The 17,318-nt window shown below is 26.2% G+C and carries 16 protein-coding genes; 12 read left to right on the top strand and 4 right to left on the bottom strand.

What is annotated here, in order from left to right; all coding sequences use genetic code 11:
• Positions 1 to 11: 11 nt before the first annotated feature.
• Both ASUIS_RS09255 and ASUIS_RS09250 read left to right on the top strand, forming a co-directional pair.
• A complete protein-coding gene (locus ASUIS_RS09255) occupies positions 12 to 1,439 on the top strand; it encodes a catalase (protein WP_118887673.1) in 1,428 nt (475 codons plus the stop codon).
• 1 nt (position 1,440) lies between these two features.
• Positions 1,441 to 1,923 (top strand): ankyrin repeat domain-containing protein, encoded by a 483-nt coding sequence (locus tag ASUIS_RS09250; RefSeq protein WP_118886767.1) that lies wholly within the window; start codon positions 1,441 to 1,443, stop codon positions 1,921 to 1,923.
• Between the two features lie 28 nt (positions 1,924 to 1,951).
• Here ASUIS_RS09250 and ciaB read toward each other — a convergent pair whose 3' ends face one another.
• Positions 1,952 to 3,844 (bottom strand): invasion protein CiaB, encoded by a 1,893-nt coding sequence (ciaB, locus tag ASUIS_RS09245; protein WP_118886766.1) that lies wholly within the window; start codon positions 3,842 to 3,844, stop codon positions 1,952 to 1,954.
• 170 nt (positions 3,845 to 4,014) lie between these two features.
• Here ciaB and htpG point away from each other — a divergent pair, with 170 nt between their 5' ends.
• The 4 genes from htpG to ASUIS_RS09225 all read left to right on the top strand — a co-directional run bounded on the left by htpG (position 4,015) and on the right by ASUIS_RS09225 (position 7,908).
• Complete coding sequence (htpG, locus tag ASUIS_RS09240; protein ID WP_118886765.1) at positions 4,015 to 5,925, top strand: molecular chaperone HtpG; 1,911 nt, start codon at positions 4,015 to 4,017, stop codon at positions 5,923 to 5,925.
• Between the two features lie 157 nt (positions 5,926 to 6,082).
• Positions 6,083 to 6,757, top strand: a complete 675-nt coding sequence (locus ASUIS_RS09235; RefSeq protein WP_118886764.1) for a hypothetical protein — start codon at positions 6,083 to 6,085, stop codon at positions 6,755 to 6,757.
• Between the two features lie 13 nt (positions 6,758 to 6,770).
• On the top strand, positions 6,771 to 7,250 hold the full coding sequence (locus ASUIS_RS09230) for a GNAT family N-acetyltransferase (RefSeq protein WP_118887672.1): 480 nt from the start codon (positions 6,771 to 6,773) through the stop codon (positions 7,248 to 7,250).
• Between the two features lie 76 nt (positions 7,251 to 7,326).
• Positions 7,327 to 7,908 (top strand): hypothetical protein, encoded by a 582-nt coding sequence (locus tag ASUIS_RS09225; RefSeq protein ID WP_118886763.1) that lies wholly within the window; start codon positions 7,327 to 7,329, stop codon positions 7,906 to 7,908.
• Between the two features lie 9 nt (positions 7,909 to 7,917).
• On the opposite strand, the gene ASUIS_RS09220 is transcribed toward ASUIS_RS09225, so the two are convergent.
• Positions 7,918 to 8,745: a DUF4197 domain-containing protein gene (locus tag ASUIS_RS09220; protein WP_118886762.1), complete on the bottom strand. Its 828-nt coding sequence runs from the start codon at positions 8,743 to 8,745 to the stop codon at positions 7,918 to 7,920.
• A gap of 205 nt (positions 8,746 to 8,950) precedes the next feature.
• On the opposite strand from ASUIS_RS09220, the gene ASUIS_RS09215 reads away from it, so the two are divergent.
• Positions 8,951 to 9,268, top strand: a complete 318-nt coding sequence (locus tag ASUIS_RS09215; protein ID WP_118886761.1) for a hypothetical protein — start codon at positions 8,951 to 8,953, stop codon at positions 9,266 to 9,268.
• 9 nt (positions 9,269 to 9,277) lie between these two features.
• Entirely contained in the window at positions 9,278 to 10,012 is a 735-nt protein-coding gene (locus ASUIS_RS09210; protein WP_118886760.1) for a 5-oxoprolinase subunit PxpA, read from the top strand.
• A 50-nt stretch (positions 10,013 to 10,062) separates the two neighbouring features.
• On the opposite strand, the gene ASUIS_RS09205 is transcribed toward ASUIS_RS09210, so the two are convergent.
• Positions 10,063 to 10,869, bottom strand: a complete 807-nt coding sequence (locus ASUIS_RS09205; protein ID WP_118886759.1) for a diguanylate cyclase domain-containing protein — start codon at positions 10,867 to 10,869, stop codon at positions 10,063 to 10,065.
• Complete coding sequence (locus ASUIS_RS09200; protein ID WP_118886758.1) at positions 10,866 to 12,089, bottom strand: EAL domain-containing protein; 1,224 nt, start codon at positions 12,087 to 12,089, stop codon at positions 10,866 to 10,868. Before ASUIS_RS09200 ends, ASUIS_RS09205 begins: the two co-directional genes overlap by 4 nt.
• A 148-nt stretch (positions 12,090 to 12,237) precedes the next feature.
• On the opposite strand from ASUIS_RS09200, the gene ASUIS_RS09195 reads away from it, so the two are divergent.
• Genes ASUIS_RS09195 through ASUIS_RS09180 form a run of 4 tightly spaced genes read left to right on the top strand, consistent with a single transcriptional unit; the run spans position 12,238 to position 17,268 of the window.
• The gene (locus ASUIS_RS09195; protein ID WP_118886757.1) at positions 12,238 to 12,870 is read left to right on the top strand and encodes a hypothetical protein; all 633 of its coding nucleotides are present in this window, start codon (positions 12,238 to 12,240) and stop codon (positions 12,868 to 12,870) included.
• Positions 12,871 to 12,873: 3 nt separating this feature from the next.
• On the top strand, positions 12,874 to 13,413 hold the full coding sequence (locus tag ASUIS_RS09190) for a DedA family protein (RefSeq protein ID WP_118886756.1): 540 nt from the start codon (positions 12,874 to 12,876) through the stop codon (positions 13,411 to 13,413).
• A 39-nt stretch (positions 13,414 to 13,452) separates the two neighbouring features.
• Positions 13,453 to 14,850, top strand: a complete 1,398-nt coding sequence (dbpA, locus tag ASUIS_RS09185; RefSeq protein WP_328587677.1) for an ATP-dependent RNA helicase DbpA — start codon at positions 13,453 to 13,455, stop codon at positions 14,848 to 14,850.
• Positions 14,851 to 14,865: 15 nt separating this feature from the next.
• Positions 14,866 to 17,268 carry a diguanylate cyclase domain-containing protein gene (locus ASUIS_RS09180; protein WP_118886754.1) on the top strand — a complete coding sequence of 801 codons (2,403 nt, stop codon included), beginning with the start codon at positions 14,866 to 14,868 and terminating at the stop codon, positions 17,266 to 17,268.
• The last annotated feature ends 50 nt before the right edge of the window (positions 17,269 to 17,318 follow it).

Genomic DNA, 17,318 nt, shown 5'->3' with positions numbered 1-17,318 from the left:
TGCAAAAAACTATGCAAAAAACTATGACTACAACGGCTGGAAATCCAATTTCGGATAATCAAAATTCTCTAACAGCAGGAGAGAGAGGTCCTGTTCTTTTACAAGATTATCAACTAATAGAAAAATTAGCTCACCAAAATAGGGAAAGAATCCCTGAAAGAGTAGTTCATGCAAAAGGAAGCGGAGCTTTTGGAGTTTTAGAAATTACAGAAGATATTTCAAAATACACAAAAGCAAAAGTTCTACAAAAGGGCGAAAAAACTAAGATGTTACTTAGATTCTCGACAGTTGCAGGTGAGAGAGGTGCTGCTGATGCCGAAAGAGATGTAAGAGGATATGCGCTTAAATTTTATACAAAAGAGGGAAATTGGGATTTAGTGGGAAATAATACTCCTGTATTTTTCATAAGAGATGCCTATAAATTTCCTGATTTTATTCACACTCAAAAAAGACATCCCCACTCAAATATGAGAAGCAATACTGCAATGTGGGATTTTTGGTCTTTAAGCCCTGAATCACTTCATCAAGTTACTATTTTAATGTCAGATAGGGGAATTCCAAAATCATATAGACATGTAAATGGATATGGTTCTCACACTTATAGTTTGATAAATGCTAGTGGTGAAAGATTTTGGGTTAAGTTCCATTTTAAAACTCTTCAAGGAATTGAAACTATTACAAATGCCGAAGCTGAAGCAATTGTTGCAAAAGATAGAGAATCAAATCAAAGGGATTTATTTGAAAATATTCAAGCTGGGAATTTTCCAAAATGGAGTTTTGAAATTCAAATTATGACAAATGAAGAAGCAAAAGAGTGTAGTTTTAATCCATTTGATTTAACAAAAGTTTGGCCTCATAAAGATTATCCAATGATAAAAGTGGGAGTTATGACTTTAAATGAAAATCCAAAAAACTACTTTAATGAAATAGAACAAGCTTCATTTTCACCATCAAATGTAGTTCCTGGAATCAGTTTTTCACCTGATAAAATGTTACAAGCAAGAATTTTCTCATATCCAGATGCTCACAGATATAGAGTTGGAACACACTATGAAATGTTGCCAGTAAATAGACCAATCGTTGAAGTTAATACTTATCATGCAGATGGAAGTATGAATTATGAAATAAAAGAACCAACAGATGTTTATTATGAGCCAAATAGTTTTGGTGGACCTATTGAAGATGCAAGTTTTGCAGAACCTGCATTTGAAACTGGAAATGTAGCTGATAGATATAATCACAGAATTGGAAATGATGATTTTTCACAAGTAACTGCATTGTTTAATCTTATGAGTGTAAGTCAAAAAGAACAATTATTTAGTAATATTGCAGCTGCTATGGATGGAGTTCCAAGAAATATTGTTGATAGACAAATTTCACTTTTTGAGCAAGTTCATCCTGATTATGCGAGCGGAGTTAAAAAAGCTTTAGGAATCTAATATGGAAGCAACAGAACAAGAGTTAAAAAGATATGAAGAACTTCAAATTGTGGCTTTAGATTTTGCAAGACAAGGAATGACAGAAGACTTAAGAATGATGTTAGGTTCAGGAATGCCTGTAAATTTATGCGACCATAAAGGAAATAGCTTACTAATGTTAGCTTCTTATAATGGAAATATTGAAACAACTGAATTATTGGTTCTTTTTGGAGCAGATGTTGATAAAAAAAATGATAGAGGACAAACACCACTTGCAGGTGTTTGTTTTAAAGGTTATATAGATATTGTGAAAGTTTTGGTAAAAGCAGGTGCAAATATCTATGAAAATAATGGAATGGGAACAACACCTATAATGTTTGCTTCAATGTTTGGAAACTATGAAATAGTAAAATATCTAAATAATCAAGATAGTAGTTTTAAATCTAAAATATATTTAGGAATTTCAAAAATATTTGCTATTGTCAAAGGATTATTCAAAAAATAACAAAGAAGTTAAAATAAGAGAAAATCTCTTATTTTATATAATTACTTTTTTTATCAACTGTATCTAACTCTTGCCCAATCTCTTGGTATCTTTTGAAATAATGTTTTACAAATGAGTTTATTGTTGGATTATTTGGCATAAAATATTTTTCTGTTTTAGAAGCATATTTATTTAAAAATTGCGTTGCATCAATTTTGTCTAAATAGTGTTTTGCTAACGCTGTATAATTTTTTATATACCAAGCTTTTAAAGCTTCATATTTTTCATCACTTAAATCAATGTTTAATTTTTTATTCTCTTCATCCCAAGCTAAAACAGCTGTGTCAAATAGTCCATTTAAGTGAATTAACCCTTCACAATAATAAGGTTGAACTTCATCAACTTCCATCCAACCAATAAGTCCAACACTTCTTTTTACAAGGTCAATTAAAACTTGTGATTTTAAGTGAAGTTCATCTGTATCTTGGTCTAAAAAGTATGAAATTAATCCACCTGTTGTTGCTTTGAATTCTTCAATATTTTTGAAGTTTCCAGTTTTATTCATAACTGATTCTGTTTCATCATCACACCATAAAATATGTCCATATTCATGCCCAACTGTGCTAATGTCATAAACTTGATGCCAAGATGCAGTTTCATTAAAAAGGAATGTTCTATCTTTTGTTAAGATTTCTTGTCCAAAGATTTCAGAACTTAGTTTTAAAAATGGTTTTGCACGGCTTGTTTGTAAAATCTCATCTGAAAATGCAAAGATTTTTTTACCTTCTTCTAAACTTACAATTTCATCATTTGGAACAACTTGAGCTGAAAACATACCATTAAATTCAGCCCCAAAAAATAGCGCTGGTCGTCCAACATAAAGTTGCACTTTATCAAGTGATTTTAAAGAAAAATCATAAGTTTTTTTATATTGTTCACTTTTCTCATTTGACTCAAAACTAGAATAGATTTTTGCAAATGCTGATTTTATTTTATTTACTCTATGGTCATTTTGTGCAAATTTTGGATTTGTAAGTCTAATATCCCATTCAAGCGCAACTGCTTTTCTAAAGTGGTCTTCATAATATTCTAAGGGATGTCCGATTTGAATTGGAGTTTTTATTTTCATCCAAGCTCTATCTACATCTGCCCATTTACTCACAAGTTCATCAGTTCGGTCTTCACTAAAGGCTTTAATAAGTGCTTGAATATATAAAACATAATCCCATTTTTGATTATAGATTTCATCTTCAAGTTCGATTAGTTTATCTGCAAATTCTTCAAGTGCATCTACAACTTCAGTTGTTTCTTTTTTGAAAGCTTTTATATATGCTTGAGATTTGTATTTGTCACCATCTTTAACTAAAGCAGAGTAACATCTATCAGCAGTGATTCCTCCATGTCCTAAATCAAAAAGTTTTTCATCTTCAAGATATTTCATAATTTTTGATTCATCACCTTCAAATTTAGCCATTAAATCTTTATTTACACCATTTATAATATGTGCTGTCCAAGAAGTTTGCCATGCTGTCATTTGAAGTCCAACATTATAAACACCTATAAAAACTTCCCTATAAAAAGGAGTTAAAAGATTATTTTGAACTATTAAATCTATTAATTTTGTATGTTTTTCGTGCCAATACTCTTTTACAAAACCATAAGCTTTCTCTTGTAAATCTATAATTTCTTTTTCATTTTTTTCAAGTTTTTTTAAAACTTGAACCAAAGAATCATCCCTTAGATTCACAAGTCTAGTAACAAGTGCAAATCTTAAATCACTTGTCATTTCAAGTTTTAAAGCCTTTGCAAAATCATCAATGAGTCCTAGTTTATCAAACTCTTCATTTTCAAGATGGGCTATTAATTTATTAGTTTGTGTTTTTTCATCGTTTAAAAAGTCATATATTTTTTGTAAGTCGTTTAAAAAGGTATCTTTATTCATTTTTTAATCCTTGATTTTAAAAATAGAGTTTATCTTTTTTGAACTTTTTTTTAGTTAAATTAGCACTCAATACAAAAAAGTGCTAATCTAAACAAAAACTTTAGCTTACTTTTATAAAGTTGCGATAAAATTCTCTTCTAAAATTAAATAAATTATAGGAGAAATTAGAAATGGCAAAACATCAATTTCAAACAGAAGTAGGACAATTATTACATTTAATGACACACTCTTTATATTCAAATAAAGAGATTTTTATAAGAGAGCTTGTATCAAATTCAAGTGATGCAATCGACAAACTAAACTATGTTAGACTAACTGATGAGTCTTTAAAAGAATCATTTGCAGATTGGAAAGGTGAGATTAATATCTCTTTTGATGAAGCTGATAAATCTTTAACAATTTCAGACAATGGTATTGGTATGAATGAAGCTGATTTAATAGCTTCTATTGGAACAATCGCAAAATCAGGTACAAAATCATTTGTTGAAGCACTAACTGGTGATGCAAAAAAAGATTCAAACTTAATCGGTCAATTTGGGGTTGGTTTTTATTCAGTATTTATGGTAGCAGATAAAGTAGATGTTATCTCTAAAAAAGCTGGTGAAGAAACTGCGTATAAATGGTCAAGTGATGGAACAGGTGAGTTTGATTTAGCACCTGCACTAAAAGAGTCAAATGGTACAGTTATTTATATCAAATTAAAAGATGATGAAGTATCTGAGTTTGCTTCAAAACACAGAATTCAAAATATTGTTGGAAAATATTCAAATCATATTGCATATCCAATTTTCTTAAATTACAACGAAGAAGTGACTGAAACTTTAAGTGAAGAAGACAAAAAAGCAGGCAAAGAACCATCAAAAACAACTGAGAGAAAACATGAAAAAATCAATGAAGCAACAGCTTTATGGATGCAACCAAAAGCAAAATTAAAAGAAGATGATTATAATCAATTTTATAAATCAATTTCTCATGACTCATCTGAGCCAATGCTTACAATTCACACAAAAACAGAAGGTGTAAACGAATATACAACACTTTTCTACATCCCAAAAACAGCTCCTATGGATATGTACAGAGCAGATTTTCAAAGTGGTGTTAAACTATATGTTAAAAGAGTGTTTATTACTGATGATGAAAAAGAGTTATTACCAACTTATTTAAGATTCGTAAGAGGAATTATTGACTCTGAAGATTTACCATTAAATGTTTCAAGAGAGATTTTACAAGAAAATAGAATCTTAGCAAACATCAAACAAGGAAGTGTTAAAAAAATCCTTGCTGAAATCAAAAAATTATCAAAAGATGAAGAAAAATATGCTGAGTTTGTAGCTCAATATATTAGACCTTTAAAAGAGGGTGTATATCAAGACCATATGAATAAAGAGACAATTTTAGAGTTGTTAAGATACAAATCATCAAAAGCAGAAGCTGGAAAAATGACTTCATTGGAAGCTTACAAAGAAAGAGCTGATAGTGAACAAAAAGCAATTTTCTATATCGTTGGAGATAATGAAAAAATCTTAAGAAGTTCACCATTATTAGAGTCTTATAACAAAAATAATATCGAAGTTTTAATCTTAGATGATAAAGAAATTGACGAAATCATCACTCCAACAATTGGTGCTTACAAAGATTGGGAATTCAAAGACATCACAGCTTGTGAACCTCCAAAAGTAGAACAATCAGAAGAAGCAAAAAAAGAAGTTGAAGAAAAATTCCAAGACATCACTAAAAAAATCAAAGATAAATTAGGTGATGCAGTTAAAGATGTAAAAGTTACAAATAGACTTTCAGAGTCTCCATCATGCGTAGTAAAAGATGCAGCAGATGCTCAAATGGCAGCAATGGCTCATATGTTCAGAGCAATGGGACAAGCAATGCCAGAATCAGCTCCAATCTTAGAAATCAACCCAGAGCATGAAATCGTAAAAAAATTAAACGGTTGTGCAGATGAATCAACAATCGAAGATGTTTCTTGGATTTTATTAGACCAAGCAAAACTAAGTGAAGGTATGGAAATTACTGATACAGTTGCGTTTGCGAAAAGATTATCAAGAATTACAGCAAAAGCTCTTTAAAAGAGCTATTTGCATAAATCTTCTGTTATGCGCCTTGATGAATCCTCATACAACTAGCTCTTTTAAATATTTAGAGGGCTAGTTTTTTAATATCTAATTTAATTATCTTCATAGTTCATAAAGAATACAATACTTTTAAATTTATTATTGGAAAACTATGAAAAAAATTACTTCATATATGATACCATCTGAGTATATGGTTATGTTTTTGAGAACATTTGCATTTATTTTATTAATAGTAGTAATTGTTTTAGTTACTAATAATTGGGAAAAAAATAATAATCTTGTTGGCGCACTTGGCATATTAGTTTCTGCTCTTTTAGCATCTTATTCTGTTATATTAAATATTGATATAAACATAAAAATGAAAAATGTTGAACATTCAAATAAAGTTAGAAGTGTCTTTTTTCAATTATGCTTAATAAAAATGAAATTGATTTCTTTAAAAAATGAAGAAGGAAATGAAAAAATTTCTTATCTTGATTATGATAGGTTTATAGAAACATTATTTGAAATTAATAATTCGTTATCTAAAATTTCCACCCAAGATTTAGTATCCATCATGCATAATAAAATATTACAAGATTTGCATTTCCTACAATTAAATCTTGCTTTATATTCAAATTCTTTTACTGCAATGACTAAGAATACAAAAAGACCTGATAAATATATAGATGGTAATGTTGTACCTAATCCTTTAAAGATTTTAAAGCTTGATGATTCAATAAAATTAATAACTAATATTTTAATATATTTGAAAAAAGGATATGAAAAAGAGTTCCCTGAATATAAAAGTATTGAAATGTGTGCAGAATATAAAGATAAAATATAAAAGTGAAATAAAAATGCCCCTAAAAATAAGAAATGCAACCCCAAAAGACTCCAAAATAATCTTCAATTTCATAATGGAACTAGCCATTTACGAAAAAGCACCAAATGAAGTAAAAACAACAGCAGAAGAGATTGAAGAATCACTTTTTTCTTCAAATGCAACAGCATATGCTTTGATTTGTGAAGAAGACGGAATTGCTATTGGTTTTGCTGTTTATTTTTACAATTACTCAACTTGGCTTGGCAAAAAAGGTATTTATCTTGAGGATTTATATGTTAGTGAATCAAAAAGAAAAAGAGGTGCTGGAAAAGCTCTTTTAAAATATCTGGCACAAAAAGCTATTGAAGAAAATTGTGGGCGATTTGAATGGTCTTGTTTGGATTGGAATACTCCTTCTCGAGAATTTTATGAAAGTTTTGGGGCAGTTGCAAAAACTGAATGGATTGGTTATAGACTTGAGGGTGTTTCTTTAGAAAAGTTTGCAAATAGTTAGAATAATTTTTTACTATTACATAATTCTTTTACAATTACTTACTAAACTATAGTATACTAAAATAAAAGGTTCCAAAATGGGCATGATTATTGATGCTTTCAACTCATTTTTTAAAACAATAAAAAAACTATCAAGACCTTATTTTAGCCTTGATGAAAATGAATTAAAATTCAAAATAGATTCAGATAATTTTTATAAATTTCCAGTTTTAAATATCGAAACAAAAACAAGATATGATTCTTATGTTCTTGAAGCTTATACTTTGAAAGCTGATAATATTCATGTGGAGTATATTCATACTGATGATGATGTTTCATGGAATGGTCAAGCTTTGTCTTTTTTTAAAGATTTATTAAAAGAGAATATAAAAGCTTATTCTATGGATTTATTAGAAAAAAAAGAGTTTGCGCATTATGAATTTTTGGTTTACAAAATAAATGGACAATATATTTTAAATGTTATTTATATTTATGAAATAAACAAAGAAGTTTTTATTGTGGATACAAAAGGTGAGCTTTATGAAAATTTATTGAAGAATTTTGATAAAACTTATATTTATAAATTTGAAAAAAATCAAATTGATTTTATAGATTTAAATCTTAGTTTAGTAAAAAACAACGCTATGAAAAGCTATTTTGCTCTTCATAGTGGGGATTAAGAAAAAATCTTATTTCCCAAAAACTTGTTTTAAAATTGAACTTGTTTGTTCAGTAGGATTTGTTCTAATTGATGCTTCTTTTTGAGCAATCATTGTAAATAATCCTTCGATTGCTTTGTTTGTAACAAATTCATCTAAACTTTCATTTGAATTTCCAGGAATATAAGAATCAACTCCAAAACTTTTTGCCATTCCCATAACTCCACTATTATCAACTAAACCTTTTACATTTGATTTGTATAAGTTATTAACACTTTCATAATAACCTGCAACTTGGTTTTCTTTCATTGTTTCTTGAATAATTGGTGCTATTGATTTTTTTAATGATTCAGTTGTATTTGCTTTGAAATATTCTGTTGCTGCATTGTTTCCACCTGATAGAATTTTTTGAGCATCAGTTAAACTCATTTTATCAATTGCAGAGATAAAAATTTCAGCTGTTTTTGGAGCTGCTTTTGAAGCTGCTGTATTCATTGAGTTTATTAAATCATCAGCCATTTTATCGCCACCTGCTGATCTGATTAATTTTTCAGCACTTGATAGATTATTTGGAAGAGGAATTTTTACGGCTTTATTGTTTAAATAACCATTATTACTTCCCAGCTGAGTTGTAGCATATGTTACTCCTGTTTTTAAAGCCTCTTTTAGCCCATTTGAAACTGTTGCATTATCAAGATTACTATTTGTAGTTGATGACGTAGCATTGTTTACTTGTTGGGCAATTCCTGTGTCTTTTGAAACTGTATCAACAACACTTTTTGTAATACTTCCTAAATCTAGGGCAAAAGTTAATGTTGAAGTTAAAAGTAGAGTTGAAACGATAAGTGATTTTTTCATAATTTTTCCTAATATTTTTTGTAATTTTTAGATTTACATTATATAATAGATATAATAGAATAATTGTGAAAAAGGATTCCAAATAGAACTAATCAACGAAATCTCTAATTTTATTTATAGTTTTAAAAATAAAATAGTTGAAGCTAATGAAATAGCTACAAAATACGAAGAACAAATTGTTTCTTTTGCTAATGAATTAAAAAAATTGGACTTAGACAAAGAGTTTGAAGAAAACTTTTTGATTATATTAGGTTATTCATATAGACTTGAAGATATTTCTCAAAGACTTTTTTTTACTTTTTCAGAAGCTGTTTATGCTATTGATTTAGATAAATTAATGAGAAATGAAGATTCTTTAAAACTAAACTCTATTGTTTATATTTTAGTTTTAGAAAGTATTATAAAAGAGTATAAAACAAAAGAGATAAATATAGAGCAAAAACAAAAAGCATTAGATGTTTATAAAAAAATTGAAGAAAAAAAAGCAGCAGAAAATAAAAAGTATCATATGTATCAATATTAGGATAGGGTTATGGCTATAAAATTAAATTGTGACATGGGTGAGAGTTTCGGTATTTGGAAAATGGGAAATGATGAAGAGATAATGCCTTATATTGATATGGCAAATCTTGCTTGTGGTTTTCATGCTAGTGATGCGGTTACTATGAGTAGAAGTGTGATTTTAGCAAAAAAATACAATGTAACAATTGGAGCTCATCCTTCTTATCATGATTTATTAGGTTTTGGAAGAAGAACAATGTTATGTTCTCTTGAAGAGATAAAATCTATAGTGTTATATCAATTGGGTGCTTTAAATGCTTTTTGTAGAGCAAATGGCACAGCTCTTTCTTATGTAAAACCACATGGTGCTTTGTATAATGACATGATGAGAGATGAAAATATTTTTAAAGCAGTTTTAAATGCTATTTCATCTTTTAATAAAAATATAAAACTTATGGTTATATCAGGTCCAAAAAATGAAGAATATGAATATACAGCAAAACTATATGATATAAAACTACTTTTTGAAGTATTTGCAGATAGAAATTACAATGATGATGGATCTTTGGTTTCAAGAATGGAAGAAAATGCAATCATTCATGAAGAATTAGATGTTTTATCTAGAGTTGTAAATCTAAAAGAAAAAGGTTTTATTTCAAGTATAAATGGGCATATGTTATTTTTAAAAAGTGATTCTATTTGTGTTCATGGAGATAATGAAAAAGCACTTGAATTTATAAAATTAGTGAGAAAAGCTCTCTATTGATGAAGTTTTAAAAGTGAGTTTAACTCAAGTAAAAACAATAAAATAGTGTTTTATATTTGTCTTTCTTGAGTTAGTAATTTTTCAAAAATCTCTTTTGATTCTTGATTTATTTTAAATGAAGAAATTTTAAATTCGTATTTAGCTTTTATAAAAAGTCCTGAGTTACTTTTTAAAGTTGTATTTGATAATAAATGTTCTAAATTCAAAATAGAATTAATAACATCTTTTTTTTCTTCTGTTAAGTTTTTTATAAAAATAAAAAATTTATTTTCATTGTATCTAACCATTTGATAATCAAAATCTTCATCTTCTAGTTTTTGTTTAATAAATTTTGTTGCAAAAATTAGTAAATTATTTGCTAAAAGTTCTCCATATTCTTTTTGAATATAAAAATAATCAATAACATCTACTAAAATACAAATACCATTTTGTTGGAATAGAGCATTATCATTTAAAAACTTTTTATAAATCCATTTTTTGTTAAAAGTATTAGTAATATCATCTACAAAAAGTTTATTATTTAAGTTTTTTACTTCTTCTTCTAAGTTAAGCATTTTTTTGTATATGTCATTTAAAGAATCAATGTCTTTATTTAATATGGCATCTGTGGCATTTTTTGTATTTTCTTGTAGAGTTGATGCTGTCGTTGCAATTAGACTCATATAATTTTCTATTGCTTGGAAGTCTTCTAAAATGATTTTGCTTATTTCATGTTTAAAATTTTCATCATCTAAATCTATTTCTAACTCTTTTGCATGATAATTAAATTTATCAAAGTATGTAGAAGGAAGTATAATATCATTATTTAAAAGGTCATTTATAGTTAAATCAGTTATTTTTTTTAGTTCTTGTTTCAAATCTCTTCTCCAAACAGTTCTTTTATATGCATTGGTTTTCCTACGTAATAACCTTGAGAGTAATCAATTTCTATACTCTTTACATATCTTAAAATTTTTAAGTCACTAACAAACTCAGCAACAACCTTGATGTTTTGTTGTTTTGAAAACAAAACAATACTTTTTATTAGATTCAAATAAATATCTTCGTCAATTTTTCTGATTAGTGAACCATCAATTTTTATATAATCAATATTTAAATTTAAGATATTTTCATAGTTAGAAAATCCTGTTCCAAAGTCATCTATTGCTATTTTAACACCTAATTTTTTTACATCATTTATAAATTCATTTACAGTGTCAAAATTTGAAACTTTTTCACTTTCTAATATTTCTAAGGTTAAATATTTACCAATATTATTATTTCTAATTTTACTAACTAAAGTTTTTTTAATTTGAGGATTTAAAATATCTGTATAATCTAGATTTATACTAACATGAATTTTATATTTTAGAATATAAATTATGATTTTATCAATTAAAATTTCCATAAGTTTGTTATAAAGTCTACATTTTTTTGCTTTATGAATAAAAATATTTGGCATTAACATATGACCATCTTTATCAAATATTCTCATTAAAGCTTCATATTTAACTATTTTATTTGTATTATTATCCATAATAGCTTGAAAATATGGTTCTGCCAAATTGTTTTCTATACTATAAGTTAATACATCAAGTAAATTTTCATTTATTGATTCATTTTTATATAAAAATGAATCATAATACATATAATGAATAAAATTTAATTTTGCATTATGTAAAGCTTTTTCAGCATAAATTTTAATATTTTTATCTTCACTTTTAGCACAACCAATCGTTATATCGATGTTTATACTCGCATTGCTATTTAAAAGTTTAAAGTTATTTGATATGATACATTCATAAATAAGATTTTTTACAATGATAATTTCTTGAATGCTTAGATTGTCCAATAAAAGGATTTCAAACACATCAGCATGGGTATTTTTGACTTTTATTGTAATATTTCGTTTTAATTCTTGTTTTATAAGTTCTTTTGTTTTATTTTTAAGAATGAATTCTAGTTGTTTAATTATGAAATCGCCATTTTTAAAATCATAAATAGCATTTAAATCTTTCATATATAAAATATCAACTAAAAAAAGAGTTTTAATATTATTTTTTTTCAAAAATATATTTAAAATTTTTTCTAACAACACTATTAACCCTTTATAGAACTTAAACACCGAGTAGATTATATATTATTTATCTTTAATTCGTATGAAAAAAAACTTATTTTTGCAAAATTTTAGATTTAATATAACTTTGGATAAAATCGCTATATTTTATGAATAGGAATATAAAGAAATGAAAAAAATAAATATAAAAGATTTAGAACTTAATATTGATATTACACATATTTTAAATTTATATGCTTCTCAAACTCCAATTATTATTGATGTAGATGGAAATATTTACACAAAAATAGAGGAAGTACAAAAAAAAGCGATAATTTATAAAAATACAGAATTAAAACAATTAGCTTCAATTTTAGATGCAAAAGCAATAGCATCTGCACTTTTTGCAGATTATAAACCAACAATTACTGGAACAATTTGTAAAATCAAACCTGTTTCAAATTGGCAAAATATTATTGATTTAAATAAAGAGAATATGCTTTATTTTGATCACCAAAGTGATGGAGTTGAGTTATTTGAAGATAAAGAACTTGAGAATTATGGTTGGAATGCAAGTGCTTTAGATATTAATTATAGAGAAATTAGCGAATTTATTGAAGAATTTTGCGATGGAATTTTACTTTGTTATGACAATGAAATCCAATTTAGTGGTTTTGTAATTGTAGATGATGTTAATGATGTAAAAATAAAAGTAAAAGAATACATAATAAATAAAACAAAAGAAAATATCAAAGAACAAACTATTGATATAGAAGATGATGATGTTCTTGAATCATTAGATTTTTTTGGAATAAAGGCGTAATTTATGGAAGATTTTATTAGAGATTGGGGATATATAGCTCTATTTTTATACTCATTTGGTGGAGGATTTGTAGGACTTGCAATTGCTAGTGTTCTATCTTATTCAGGAGATTTAAATATCTATATTTGTATTTTAATTGCAGCTATTTCAAATTTTATTGGAGGTCAATTTCTGTTTTTTCTAGCTAGAAAAAATAAAAATTATGCAAAAGATATGATGAAAAAATATGGTAGAAAAATTGCCCTTGCTCATCTTTTAATGAGAAAATATGGTTCTTTTGTAATTTTTGTACAAAAATATATTTATGGAATAAAAACTTTAGTTCCACTTGCTATGGGAATTACAAAATATTCAGCTATAAAATTCTCAATTTTTAATGCACTAGCAGCCGTTTTATGGGCTTGTGTTATTGGATATGCAAGTTTTACAGCAGGGGAATATATATTGAGTTTAGGTGAAGATTTTAAATATGTTGGTTTATTTACAATAGTGCTGATTATTTTAGTTATTTCTTATGTTTTTAAAAAAATAGAAAAAAAATAGTAGTTCTCTAATAGTACTTTATAGTTTTGGATATAATATATAAAAAACTATAAAGGGCTTCCCATTTTAATCGAAAATTTTTCACAATTAAATCTTCCAAAAGAGTTTCTTTCTAACTTAGAAACTTTGGGTTATACAAAATTAACAACAATTCAAGAAAAAAGTTTACCTTTAAGCTTAGACAATAAAGATTTAATAGCTCAAGCAAAAACAGGTTCTGGAAAAACTGTAGCTTTTTGTATTCCAATAATAAATAAATTAAATATCAAAAACTTTAGAATTCAATCTTTGATTTTAGCTCCAACAAGAGAGTTGGCAAATCAAATAGCATTAGAAATCAGAAAACTTTCACGACATATTCATAATTTAAAAGTTCTTACACTTTGTGGTGGAACTCCTTTTAAACCACAAGTTTTATCTTTAAGTCACGAAGCACATATAATTGTTGCAACTCCAGGACGTGTATTAAAACATATTCAACAAAATAATATTGATTTAGAAAATATTACGACTTTAGTTTTAGATGAAGCAGATAAAATGCTTGATATGGGATTTTATGATGATATTATGGAAATTATTGATAGTTTGCCAAAAAATAGACAAACACTTCTTTTTTCGGCAACTTATGAAAAAAATATAGAAAAATTAGCTTCAAATGTTTTATTAAATCCAGTTGTTGTAAAAGTTGAAAATGAAGAAAAAGTTCATATAAAACAAAAATTCTATTCTGTAGAAGAATCAAATAAAACTACTTTAATTCCTGCACTTATCTCTTCAAACAAAGCAAAATCAATTTTAATATTTTGTAATATGAAAATTACTTGTGATAAATTAGCTGATGATTTATATAATTTAGGATTAGATGTTTTAACACTCCATTCTGATTTAGAGCAAAAACAAAGAGATGAAACAATAATTTTATTTTCAAATAAATCATATCCTATTTTAATTGCAACTGATGTGGCTTCAAGAGGACTTCATATTGATGATGTGGATTTGGTTATAAACTATGATTTATCTTTAGATGAAAAAATTCATACTCACAGAATCGGAAGAACTGCTAGAGCGGGAAAAGGTGGAATGGCAATTTCATTGTACACTCATAATGATTTTGATAGAGTTGAGCTTATAAAAGATACTTTTAGCGATATAGAAGATGAAAGTATTGATAAAATTGAAGATGATTTATCTTATAAAATTGATTCAGAGTTACGAACTATTTTTATAAATGGTGGAAAAAAACAAAAATTAAGAGCTGGAGATATTTTAGGAGCGATGACTGCTGGAATTGGCTTAAAAAAAGAGGATATAGGGAAAATTGATATTTTAGATTTTGCTTCTTATGTAGCAATAAATAAAGAAAAAATCTCTTTTGTTTTAGAAAAATTATCAAAAGAGAAAATTAAAGGTAAATATTATAGAATCTATGAAAAGTAATATAAAGGAAATATATTGTTTAAAAATACATTGTTCCTTAAAATAATTTTAATTTTTACTTTACCTGCCTTAGGAATTTTATACTTTAGTTCGGTTCTAGTTTATGAAAAAATTCAATCATTTAACGAAGTTGACCGAATTAACAGCAATCTTACATACTTGAAAAATACAGAAAAATTGATAAGTTCACTACAAGTTGAAAGAGAATTAACTATATTACAACTTCTAAAAAAAGATAAAAAGAATTCTTTAGATAAAAGTAGAGAATTATCTATTAAAAATTACGAAAATTTTGATAAATCAATAGAAAATTTGAATTTAGACAATAGATTTACTCAGTTAAAATCTGAAATAAATAAATTAATACAATTAAGAACAAGAATTGATAAATACGATGCTACATTAGATGAAGTTTTTGAAGAATATAATCAATTTAATAAATTATTATTAGATTCATTGTCTTTACTAAAACCTATAAAATTGGCTTTTGATTTTAATAATGAGTTTAGAAATATAGTATATTTTTTGAGTTTTAAAGAATCAACATATATTGAAAAAACTATGATCAACACATATTTTATAAATAATAAAATAAACGATAAACTTTATAATATGCTTATGAAAAATTATTCATTACAAGAAATAAATAAGGATTTATTTTTAAATAATACAAATTTAGAAATAGTTCAAAAATATAATTCTAAACTTAATGAAGAGTATTTTAATAAAATATTTATTTTAAGAAATGGTATTAAAAATAAGAATTTTTCACATTTTGAATTGACTTTGGAAGAGTGGGAAAATATATCTGCTGAAAATATAGAATCATTAAATAATATTTATAAAAATTTAGTTTATTCAGTAGAAAAGCATGTAACAAAGTTTGAAGATGATGCCCAATTAGAAAAGCATAAAAGTCTGATTTTCTTATTTGTTTCTTTTGCAACTTTGATTAGTTTATTATTTGTTTTAAGAAATATAATTTTTAATGAGCAAAAGAGTTTTTATAAAGTTCAAAAACATAAAGAAGTTTATGAATTATTGAATAAAGCAAATAAATTTTTATTAAAAATTAATGATAGAAAAAGATTATTTTCTAATATTTGCGATTTACTTTCAGAAAGTAATAAAATTCAATTTTCTTTTATTTATGACTTATTAACTGAAGAAATAATATCAGAAGATGGAGAATTAAAACAAAAATTATTAACTCAGAGTCATTTTTATAATGATAAAAACAAAGAAAATATCATTTCAAAAACTATAAAATGGGAAACAAATATTATAGTTAATAATTTTTTAGATAAAAATATTTCTATTTTTTATGATGATGCAAAAATTTTAGATATTAATTCAATGGCCTGTTTCCCAATAAAAAAATTTAATAAAGTTATTGGAACTTTAGCAATTTATTCAAATGAAATAGGATTTTTTGATCAAGAAGTTGAAATTTTATTTGATAAATTAGTTAATGATGTAACTCACTGTTTAGAAAAAATCGATTACGAAGATATTAGATTAAAACAAGAAGATGAATTACGATTATCTTCTTATGCTTTTGAATCAAGTGAACCTATGATTATTACAAATGATGTTGGTGATATTGTAAAAGTTAATCAAGCATTCTGTAATACAATGGGTTATGCAAAAGATGAAATAGTTGGAAAAAATCCAAGAATTTTTAAATCTGTTCATCAAGATAAAAATTTTGGTGATTCTTTATGGAATGAACTGAAAGTTAAAGGTTTTTGGAGTGGAGAAGTTTATAATAAAAAAGCAAATGATGAAATTCTTCCTTTAAGAAGTACAATAACAGCAATAAAAGATAATAGTGGGAAAATTACTCATTTCTTGGGACAATATATAGATATTGGTGAGCAAAAAGATAAAGAAAAAGTTTTAGAATATCAAGCAACTCACGATAATTTAACAGGTCTTCCAAATAGATTATTACTTCTTGATAGAATTGAACATGCAATTACAAAAGTTGTAAGACATAAAATTGTTGGTGGATTAATTTTTATAGACTTAGATAACTTTAAAGAAGTAAATGACACATTAGGACATGATATTGGTGATGCATTACTTATTATGGTAGCTAAGAAAATCAAAGAAGTAATAAGAGATGAAGATACCATTGCTCGAATTGGTGGAGATGAGTTTATTGTTTTACTTGATAATGTTGGAAATAATAAACAAGATGCAAAAACAAATATTGCAAATCTTGCTGAAAAAATAAAAGATACATTAAATGCAATTACACATATTGAAGGGCATATCAATGTATCAACTCCAAGTATTGGAATTACGCTTTTTAGCGATTCAAGTGTAAGTGTTAAAGATATTATAAAACAAGCAGATACTGCAATGTATGTAGCTAAAAAACAAGGTAAAAATGCAATAGAGTTTTTTGATTAAGCCATTGATTAGTTCTTTATGCTAGAATTGCGCCCCTATAAAATTTACTA

Source organism: Arcobacter suis CECT 7833 (genome assembly GCF_003544815.1).
Lineage (GTDB): Bacteria > Campylobacterota > Campylobacteria > Campylobacterales > Arcobacteraceae > Aliarcobacter > Aliarcobacter suis.
The sequence above is the reverse complement of the archived record's forward strand: the minus strand, read 5'-3'. Positions and strand labels throughout refer to the sequence as shown.

Excerpts from the sequence above, each read along its gene's own strand:
- ciaB (WP_118886766.1), bottom strand. The coding sequence starts at position 3,844 with ATGAATAAAGATACCTTTTTAAACGACTTACAAAAAATATATGACTTT.
- ASUIS_RS09255 (WP_118887673.1), top strand. The coding sequence starts at position 12 with ATGCAAAAAACTATGACTACAACGGCTGGAAATCCAATTTCGGATAAT.
- ASUIS_RS09235 (WP_118886764.1), top strand. The coding sequence starts at position 6,083 with ATGAAAAAAATTACTTCATATATGATACCATCTGAGTATATGGTTATG.
- htpG (WP_118886765.1), top strand. The coding sequence starts at position 4,015 with ATGGCAAAACATCAATTTCAAACAGAAGTAGGACAATTATTACATTTA.
- ASUIS_RS09230 (WP_118887672.1), top strand. The coding sequence starts at position 6,771 with ATGCCCCTAAAAATAAGAAATGCAACCCCAAAAGACTCCAAAATAATC.
- ASUIS_RS09225 (WP_118886763.1), top strand. The coding sequence starts at position 7,327 with ATGGGCATGATTATTGATGCTTTCAACTCATTTTTTAAAACAATAAAA.
- ASUIS_RS09220 (WP_118886762.1), bottom strand. The coding sequence starts at position 8,745 with ATGAAAAAATCACTTATCGTTTCAACTCTACTTTTAACTTCAACATTA.
- ASUIS_RS09250 (WP_118886767.1), top strand. The coding sequence starts at position 1,441 with ATGGAAGCAACAGAACAAGAGTTAAAAAGATATGAAGAACTTCAAATT.
- ASUIS_RS09210 (WP_118886760.1), top strand. The coding sequence starts at position 9,278 with ATGGCTATAAAATTAAATTGTGACATGGGTGAGAGTTTCGGTATTTGG.
- ASUIS_RS09190 (WP_118886756.1), top strand. The coding sequence starts at position 12,874 with ATGGAAGATTTTATTAGAGATTGGGGATATATAGCTCTATTTTTATAC.
- ASUIS_RS09195 (WP_118886757.1), top strand. The coding sequence starts at position 12,238 with ATGAAAAAAATAAATATAAAAGATTTAGAACTTAATATTGATATTACA.